Here is a 9,045-nt window from a genome sequence, read left to right as displayed (position 1 = left end):
GATTGACACATTGATCCGCCAACGTCCTCCAACGCCATTATGCAGAGGGCTTGGACCCTACTGCGGAGAGAACAGTGAACCCGACAGGTACATAACGGAGAGCTTGACATCAACACCCGAGTTAGAGAACAGCCTGGACCCTAAGCGGACGACAGCACCAAATAATTGTTCGTTTACCCCAAGTAGGTGCGCCGCCCTTCGTCGCGAAGCCACAGGCGTTCCAATCGGCGCCTGGGCTTAGACGGATCGTCGTGATACCCGGAGCGTGCATGCCCTGTTTCCCGGTTGTTGGCGATTTCGATTTGGCCACGCTCTAGGCTAAACTCGAGCCAATTTTTGGGGTCCTCCACGACACTGGTGAGAACGTCCAAGGCCTTTTGTCCTTTTTCATCCAAGGATTCGCCCTTCACTGCATATCCCGAACGTACGAGGGAATTACCCAAGCGGACTTTGAGAACGTCGTCGAAACTGAATATGGGCTGCGAGATGGTGAGCGGCTCGCCTTCCGGGTGTTCCTTCTGACGGTCGAAGTAGAAGGGATCGAACAAGCGTTCGAGGACCTCTGGGTGGTTGTCGACGAGATCATTGTGGACACTGGTCAGGCTGACAACCCGGCTAACGCCACCGCCGTCAATGGCGGGGTGGACGCAAAGCAGTGTCACAAAATCGGGCGGCATACCGTTGAAGCAATTATCGTTGTGGAAATTCTGTTCCATATTCGTCGTTGCCGGACGGACGCCGCTGCCCGGCTCAAACTGGCGACCAGTATCTTCGACCGGAAAGACAAAAACACCGTCCAGTGTTTGCGCGACCGGCCGTGACATGAGCGACATGAGAACCCAGTAGACCTTTACAGCCGCATCGTCGCTGATGTCGTCCATCGGTAAGCGGTCGATGAGGGCAAATCGAGGCCCCTTGCGCGAGGCATATTCGACCTTTTTCATGAATTGACGGATCGCCGGGATATCAAAATCGTCCGGGGTGATGGCTTCGACGATGATCGGATTGCGCTCGAAGAAATGCGCAAGGTCCAATATTTCGGCCAAGGCGTCATCGGGAATAGCGAACAGGTAATCGTCGGACGTAATGGTGTCGACCGTCCACGAACTTGGATCGTCGAAATGGTGGGCCGGGGGAGAAGTGAGTGCGGTCATCGAACAACAAGCTCCAAAATGTGAAGAACTGATATTTAGGCTACTGGTGCTCCTGCAACAGTTATTTAGTGCAGTTTACGAAGCAACCGCAGGCAACTCGGCTTCGTGCAATTCCAACTGCTCATAGAAATTTTTGATATAGAGCGCATGTGCCCCAGCGTGGCGTTTGGTTTCCTCTGGTCCTAAGTCTACTTTTGGGCGCGACTGAAAGTCAAAGTTCCCATGCTCGTCACGGCCACGAACGAGAGATGCGGGCATACGGACTGAGCCGACATTGTGCGTCCGCGTGGAGATATAACTGAGCGCGAGACCAATGCGCGGGCGGTCCGAATTGTTGGGACCGGACTGATGAAGTGTACACGTATGGTGCAGGGAAAATTGGCCCGGTTTCAACAAGCCTATTTCGGTATCAGATTTATCAAACCATTCCACAGTAATTTGGCCCGCCGTGTTAACGCTGTTTGGAATGACGTTACTTTTTTGCAAGAGCTGTCCCCTGATGTGGCTTCCCTTCGCGAACTCAATGGGACCGCTTTCCATATCGACATCAGACAACGCCACCCAAGCGGTCACATGATCATGAGGCCGAAGTCCAAAGTATGTGGAATCCTGATGCCATGCGGTAATGCCGTCCGACTTAGGTTCTTTGATGAAAATACGGCAGGTATAGAGGACGATATTAGGTCCTAATAGACTTTCGATAACATCTAATATTGCCGGGTGATGAACCAATTCGTCGGCCCAGCGGTACAGAAGGTGCAGGTTGTGGGAGTACTTTTTATCAACTCGCGTCAAGGGGCCACCGAGGTGCTCCTCCGTTATTGATAGTCCTTCCCGGTATCGGGCGACCTCGTCCTCAGTCAAAGCGTCGAGCGGATAGTAATACCCATCTGCGCGGTACCTGTTAATTTGCTCCTTCGTCAAGCCAGCCATCACCATACCCATTGCTATTTAAAGAATCCCGGGCACATACCGGGGAGGGCAGGTTAACCAACCTGCGCCCGGCCATCTTTGACCTAAATCAAGTTTTCCGTATATGTCCGGTTTTGGCTAAAAACGGACTCTATCATAGCACCCTAAAAACGTCTGCTTTTCTACGGTTAGCAGAAGTCGAAAACTCAAAATCCAATTTTTTAGATTTGATGTCTGCTTGTAGTGGGTGAAGCGGAAGTCATTCGAGGTCTGTAATTTAGTCTGCTGGCAACCCAAAGCGGACAATTGGTCGAAATAGCAATGTATTCAGGCCCAACGCCGCCTCAATCTTAAAGAGAAATTACTCATGAAACCGCTTTAGACGGCTAGTTCCCTGTGATAGCGTCTGCGACAGACCTAATATTAGTCACTCGGGAGATTAAATCTTTTGGAAACAGTTGGCGCGTCACTTCATGAGCTACCGTGGTTTCTTGCCTATATGGGCACAGCCGTGGCTCTGACTTTGGTTTACGTGGTCGTTTACATGTGGGTTACACCGCATGATGAGATCGGCTTGATTCGGGAGAATAATGCGGCGGCTGCGACAGCGTTCGGAGGAAGTTTGCTTGGTTTCTGTTTGCCGCTTGCGAGTGCAATTACGAATTCTGCTTCGTTGGCAGATTGCGCTATATGGGGTGGAGTTGCGTTGATCGTTCAAATTGTGATTTTCTTTTTTGTGCGTATCCCTGTTCCTAAGATTTCAGAACGAATTGAGAAAAATGAAATTGCCAGCGGTGTCTGGCTAGGTGGGGCGTCATTGGCCGGTGGTCTATTAAACGCTGCGTCGATGACGAGCTAATCAGGTTGGAGAGAATAAGATGAAACGCCGAAGTTCAATTTCTGTTGGTTTGATGATGAGCGTGAGCTTGATCGCCTTGTCCGCATGCGAAGAACCAAGAGTCGATGCGTCGGTCTACGAAAGTGTAGAGCAGTGTAAGCGAGATCCGTTGGGAAACCCTGATCAGTGCGAAAGTAATTTCAAAGAAGCGAAGGCTCAACACGCTGCCGTTGCACCAAAATATGCTACGAAAGAAGATTGCGTTGCAGATTTTGGCGCCGAGAAGTGTGAAAAAGCACCATATCAAACTTCCACCGGTGGTTCTGTATTTATGCCATTAATGGCGGGATACATGATGGGATCGCTTCTTGGCGGTCGGAGAATGGGCGCGCAGCCGCTTTATCGCTCAACCTCCAGCCCTGGTACATTCCGGACAGCCGACAATAAAAGTGCCGGATCAAAGACGGGACGAACCCAAGTCGCGAGATCAGCCACCAGCAAGCCTTCCGTAAAAAGCACAACGATGAGACGGGGCGGGTTTGGGTCTTCCGGGCGCCGGTTTGGATCAGCGGCGACGTGATTAAACCTATCACGTTTACAATCTCTTAGATTCAATGTTGCGTATTCCTGTAAACGAGCGACCGGACCTCAGGCGTGCGGCCTCAGAGCACGGCCTGGAATATAGCGCCAACGACGGCATCACGGGTTGGGATGAAAGCGCCTACTACCAATTTTGCATGCGCGAGATTGACGAGGATTTAAAAGCACCTGCCGAAGAACTTGAAGGTATGTGCATGGAGGTTGTGGACCGTGCCATAACCGATGAGCAGGTTTTACAACGCCTAGGCATTCCGGAACATTTTTGGGACTACATCGCGAACAGCTGGCGCTCGAGCGAAAGAAACTTATATGGGCGAATGGACCTCTCATATTCCGGAAAAGGCCCGGCGAAACTCTTGGAATATAATGCCGACACACCAACGGCGCTTTATGAAACTGCGGTGTTTCAATGGGAATGGTTTGAACAAGCCACGGAGTTGGGGCTAATCCCAGAAGGCGGTGACCAATTAAATGATGTTCACGAAAGCATCGTCCAAGCTTTCCCATTTTTGGGAATCAACGAGTTAGCTCACTTCGCGTGCAATTACGATATTGAGGATGATAAAGGGACACTCCAATACCTAGAAGAATGTGCGCAAGAGGTGGGGTTGGAAACATGCTTTCTCGCGATGGAAGAGATTGGTCTAAACGACCACGGGCAACTTACTGATCTAGAGGACCGGGCCATTCGAACATTGATAAAGTTATATCCCTGGGAATGGATTATGGCGGAAGAATTTGGCTCGCAGGTGCCGACGAGCGGTGTTCGGTTTATCGAACCACCTTGGAAGGCTATCCTATCTAACAAAGGTCTAATGCCTTTGTTATGGGGGATGTTCGAAGGCCATCCCAATTTACTACCGGCTTATTTCGAAGATGATCCAGCCGCTGCCGAACTTGTCGGTACCGGCAGCTATGTCCGTAAACCAATGCTCTCTCGTCAAGGGGCGAATATTGAGATCGTTAAGAATGGTCAAACCCACTATAAAAGTGATGGGCCGTACAGCGAAGACGCGCACATTATCCAGGGCTTTCAGCCCTTGCCCGAATTTGAGGGGTGTTATCCGCTTGTTGGGTGCTGGCTGGTTGCGAGCAAAGCCGTTGGATTGTGTATACGGGAGGATAAAACGTTGGTCACGAGTAAGGACTCTCAGTTTGTTCCTCATATTATCTTGGACTGAATGCCGCAAAGCATAGGGAGCTCTAAACGACAATGAATGTCGAAGATAATTCAGCCGATAACGTTCCAGGATTGATGCCAGGCAAATATGGCATTGAGCTGATCCTCGATCTACATGGTTGTGATGACTCCAAATTCACCCGCGATAGCATTACTGAATATTTTGAACGTTTGTGTGTGCTCATCGATATGCAACGTGAAGACCTTCATTTTTGGGACGACGAAGGTGTTCCTGAAAAAGACAAACAAACGTCTCCTCATACGCAGGGTACATCAGCAGTCCAATTCATCCTCACCAGTTCGATTGTCATCCATACGCTTGATCAATTAGGAGCGGTTTATATCAACATTTTTTCGTGCAAAGAATACGACCCAAAAGTGGCAGAGAAGTTTTCGGTCGAATGGTTCGGTGCTACGGATTGTTCCGCCAGATTTTTGGATCGAGTTTGAAGGAAACCTCATGCAGTTGATCGAGCGGCAAATCTCTATCCCGGCAGCGCCTGGCCATCGAAACATAATTGCCCATATTCAAAAGGCCGTTGAGTTTCGATTGGAGGAGGGGGCAGTTCCCGTACGTTTCGCAATTACGGGCATGGATGACACCCAATACCAATGCGAGTTTGGGATGCTCGGTGGAGTAGATGCCGCCACTACAGAAGGGCTTCGGTCGGTTTTTCATTTTGTGCCGCGTAAGATTGAGCGCACGGACGAATTCAACGCAATCTTTTTAGTGCCAACAGGAATCGGTTCTGAAATCGGGGGGCATGCCGGGGATGCCACGCCCGCAGCGCGTGTGCTGGCAGAAGCATGCGACCGTTTAATCACGCATCCAAATGTCGTCAATGCGTCAGACCTAAATGAAATGCCGGAGAACGCGCTTTACGTCGAAGGCAGCGCAATTACGCGTCTAATGATGGGTACTGCTGCCTTACAGCGCGTGCGGTCAAATCGTGTCCTGATGATTATCGACGATCATGAAATTGAGATGTTTGCGAATGATACCATCAATGCAGTCAGTGCTGCACGTGCGACCTATGGTCTTGATTGTTCCAAGGTGGTTAAACTCGATCCTCCGCTCCGTATGACAGCTGAATTTATGAAGTCGGGTAGAGCCGCTGGAGAAATAGAAGGGCTCGATCGCATTCGCGCTGTTTTGGACGAAAACCAGGGCACGTTCGATGCGGTGGCGATTGCTTCTGTTATTGAGGTCGATGATGACTATCACGAAGGATATTTCCACTGCGATGGTGAGATGATTAATCCATGGGGCGGTGTGGAAGCCATGCTGACGCATGCGGTGTCGATGCTTTATGAAATTCCGGCGGCTCATTCTCCTATGCTTGAAAGTCAAAAGGTTGCGAATTTTGATCTAGGTGTGGTCGACCCAAGACTTGCTGCCGAAGCCGTATCGTTGACATTTATTCAGTGCATGCTGAAGGGCTTACAACGCAGTCCCCGCATCGTGACCGACCCCGATGCGATGCGAGAATCAGGCTTGCTTACGGCTGCTGATGTGTCCTGCCTCGTCATACCTGATAAATGTGTCGGCCTCCCTACTTTAGCGGCACTTGAACAAGGTATCCCTGTCATCGCTGTTCGCGAAAATACAAACTTGATGGAAAATGACTTAGGCCTTCTCCCGTGGGCAGACGGGCAATTACATGTGGTTGATAATTACTGGGAAGCTGTTGGCGTGATGACGGCAATCAAAGCGGGCATTACACCAAACTCACTTCGTCGACCCTTGGGCGCCACACGAGTCGAAGATAGAAAAATAGACTCACAAACTTCAATGACTGACGAAGAGGAACGGATTATTAATTCCTGAAGCAGACGTATCTCTCCCCATAGAAACTGGCGTTTTAATTTCGGAAGAAGTGCATCCAATTGAAGTGGCTTAGGCCACTTCATAGTGTCCGCTTGTGGCTTAACCGGACATAAAACAAGTTGTAGTTTTTTATAAAAATGTCCAAGATTTTGACTGTCATACGAATTCTTCCCGAATGCCTTTGCCAACGCCGATGGCCGAAACCCTTCGCCATAACGATCATCTGTGCCCCCATTACTCGACCAGCCACCCATTACCCGTACCGCCTCTAGACCAACATAGACCTCACAAAAGGTATCCCGGAAATTGTAACCGAAAGAATGGAATGAGGTTTTGGCGGCTTATCTGAACGCGCATCGACATTAACCCGCTCCTCTGTATAATTACCCCATCAAATGACGAAACGGATACTTAGAGAGTATTGACGGTGAGCAAAGCTACAAAAAAATCTGTGGTAACCGCAGCGGCCGCGTCTAGAGGAAAGTCCAGTCAGACACTGTTACCGCAGGTCAACACGGTCACAATCAATGATTTATTGGAGGTCCTGGCACTCGGCCTTCGGGATTTTCGGATGGCACCGGCCTATGGTCTGCTATTTAGCGGAATTTACGTGGTCGGTGGGTGGATGCTAATCTTGTTTCTCCTTTATTTCGATTTGCCCTACCTAGTTTACCCGCTTGCCGCTGGATTTGCCATGATCGCGCCATTTATCGCGACGGGCTTTTATATTGTAAGCCGACATCTGGAAGACAACGTGGATAACAAGGCGCAACACCTTTCCTGGAGTGTTGTCGTAAGCACGGTGACATTGATGTTTCGTCGTGACCTGGGCTGGATGGCATTGGTTACCGGATTTTCCCTATTTATTTGGATGGATATTGCGGCACTCCTGTCGTTCGGATTTATGGGCTTTCGACTTTTTAGTTTTTCGGAACTGATGAATATTACCTTCACCACCCCCACAGGTTGGTTGTTTTTGCTGGTTGGGAACGCCGCCGGGGCGCTTATATCATTCGGTGTGTTTTCCTACTCGGTCATCTCCATTCCAATGCTGTTTCATCGAGACATTGATTTCATAACAGCGATGTTGACCAGCGTCCGGTTCGTGATCAAGAACCCACGCGTTATGGCCGCGTGGTGTCTCACTATCGCCGCACTGATCGCGCTTTCATTACTCTCGGGCCTGATCGGATTATTTGCGACTCTGCCTGTATTGGGCCATGCCACGTGGCATTTGTATCGCCGCAGCATCGCAGACTCGTAGCTTAGGCTGCGGCTTCCCAGATTGTACTAAAGTAATGACCCATCATATAAATGTAAAAAATTGAACGTTTGAGCATTTTCGACTCTTGATTGCCGCATTTTTAGCGATAGCTTTATTTGACGGTCGTTACCGGACATGAGGCCAGCATTCGTGCTCGAGGTAGCAGTGTCTTTGGTGCAGATGCCGATACCATGCTGATGCTAAAACGTGTCGAAAAGGAAATGCAAGTCACGTTAGATATGACCAAACAGAAGGATGCAGCCGAATGGGAAACGCCCAAGCTGATCCAACTCGACACGGTTCACCTATCACCTGAAGAAAACAGCCTTGTCACAGTTAGGCCAACCGCTGCCGATGCCCAAAAGATCAAAAATACGCAGTTACACCAGAGATCTAAACACAATCCCCAACGCGACCCAATTGTCATGGACATACTCGACAAGGCTGTCGAAGAAGTGCTCGCATCTTATCCCGCAAAAATTTGGACCACAACTGATCTAGCCGAAGCGGTGGCCATGCGCGAGGATATTAAACCGTTAAGCTCAACCCTAAAACGCCGCACGCTGAAAGACTTACGTGAAGATACCTCGAGGCGTGCCAACAAGCTATACGATCCTGCTACGAAGCGGTGGATTTGGCGGAAATAAGCCATGTGTGCCGAACACGACAACCAACTCCCGAGGTTGTCCGATACGTTGTCTCTTTGGACAAGTAAAAGGACAAGTTCGAGGTTGTCCAACACCCTAGTTTTCTGCAGTTATTTGGCAACCGATGGACAACTTTACTTGCCTCAATTTTCTAGGGGTAAGGTTTTCCTACCTACCCCAAGAAAAGAAATTTTGTCGTGAGAGGATTCGACTGTAGGTATCCTATCGAGCAAACATATGATGAAACTAAAACGGACTATGGTATCACGTGATTCTGCCCAAAGAGCTTTCACGATTCCTTGGCTAGTCCGTAGTCATACATGGCTGGCGTAACCTCATTCGATTGGCGGTTAATCTTGATCCGACATAGTCGTTGTAATTGCCTCCCACGTTTCAACGAGTGCGGGGATCACGTGAGATATCCTCCATTGATATACCGAGCTTTTCAGCAGCTTCCGTTAAGACTTTGAGTTCTTCTTCTTTTGGGTTCTCCATCGTTCTGTTGAAGATGGACCACGGTGGTGGTCATTCAATGAAGCATGATGATCCCAACAGCATTTTATTGGAGCCCGGTAAATCGGGTGAGATCATCTGGAAATTCACCCAGAAAACCAAGCTGGAG

General features: G+C 49.5%; 9 protein-coding genes. 7 read left to right on the top strand and 2 right to left on the bottom strand.

The genetic code is table 11. The features are described from left to right. Positions 1–173: 173 nt before the first annotated feature. A complete protein-coding gene (locus HOM51_16600) occupies positions 174–1,154 on the bottom strand; it encodes a hypothetical protein (GenBank protein MBT5036135.1) in 981 nt (326 codons plus the stop codon). Positions 1,155–1,229: 75 nt separating this feature from the next. Then, entirely contained in the window at positions 1,230–2,087 is an 858-nt protein-coding gene (locus HOM51_16595; protein ID MBT5036134.1) for a hypothetical protein, read from the bottom strand. 478 nt (positions 2,088–2,565) lie between these two features. Between HOM51_16595 and HOM51_16590 the strand changes: the two genes are divergently transcribed. The 7 genes from HOM51_16590 to HOM51_16560 all read left to right on the top strand — a co-directional run bounded on the left by HOM51_16590 (position 2,566) and on the right by HOM51_16560 (position 8,423). Further along, the gene (locus tag HOM51_16590; GenBank protein ID MBT5036133.1) at positions 2,566–2,925 is read left to right on the top strand and encodes a DUF350 domain-containing protein; all 360 of its coding nucleotides are present in this window, start codon (positions 2,566–2,568) and stop codon (positions 2,923–2,925) included. Positions 2,926–2,944: 19 nt separating this feature from the next. Next, complete coding sequence (locus HOM51_16585; GenBank protein ID MBT5036132.1) at positions 2,945–3,484, top strand: DUF1190 domain-containing protein; 540 nt, start codon at positions 2,945–2,947, stop codon at positions 3,482–3,484. A 34-nt stretch (positions 3,485–3,518) separates the two neighbouring features. Beyond that, complete coding sequence (locus HOM51_16580) at positions 3,519–4,685, top strand: glutathionylspermidine synthase family protein (protein ID MBT5036131.1); 1,167 nt, start codon at positions 3,519–3,521, stop codon at positions 4,683–4,685. A gap of 32 nt (positions 4,686–4,717) precedes the next feature. Next, positions 4,718–5,134, top strand: a complete 417-nt coding sequence (locus tag HOM51_16575; GenBank protein ID MBT5036130.1) for a hypothetical protein — start codon at positions 4,718–4,720, stop codon at positions 5,132–5,134. 10 nt (positions 5,135–5,144) lie between these two features. After that, positions 5,145–6,512, top strand: a complete 1,368-nt coding sequence (locus HOM51_16570) for a DUF3326 domain-containing protein (protein MBT5036129.1) — start codon at positions 5,145–5,147, stop codon at positions 6,510–6,512. Positions 6,513–6,939: 427 nt separating this feature from the next. Beyond that, on the top strand, positions 6,940–7,776 hold the full coding sequence (locus HOM51_16565; protein MBT5036128.1) for a DUF2189 domain-containing protein: 837 nt from the start codon (positions 6,940–6,942) through the stop codon (positions 7,774–7,776). A gap of 116 nt (positions 7,777–7,892) precedes the next feature. Then, on the top strand, positions 7,893–8,423 hold the full coding sequence (locus tag HOM51_16560; protein MBT5036127.1) for a hypothetical protein: 531 nt from the start codon (positions 7,893–7,895) through the stop codon (positions 8,421–8,423). The last annotated feature ends 622 nt before the right edge of the window (positions 8,424–9,045 follow it).

The sequence above is a fragment of the Rhodospirillaceae bacterium genome (genome assembly GCA_018660465.1).
Lineage (GTDB): Bacteria > Pseudomonadota > Alphaproteobacteria > Rhodospirillales > JABJKH01 > JABJKH01.
The sequence above is the reverse complement of the archived record's forward strand: the minus strand, read 5'-3'. Positions and strand labels throughout refer to the sequence as shown.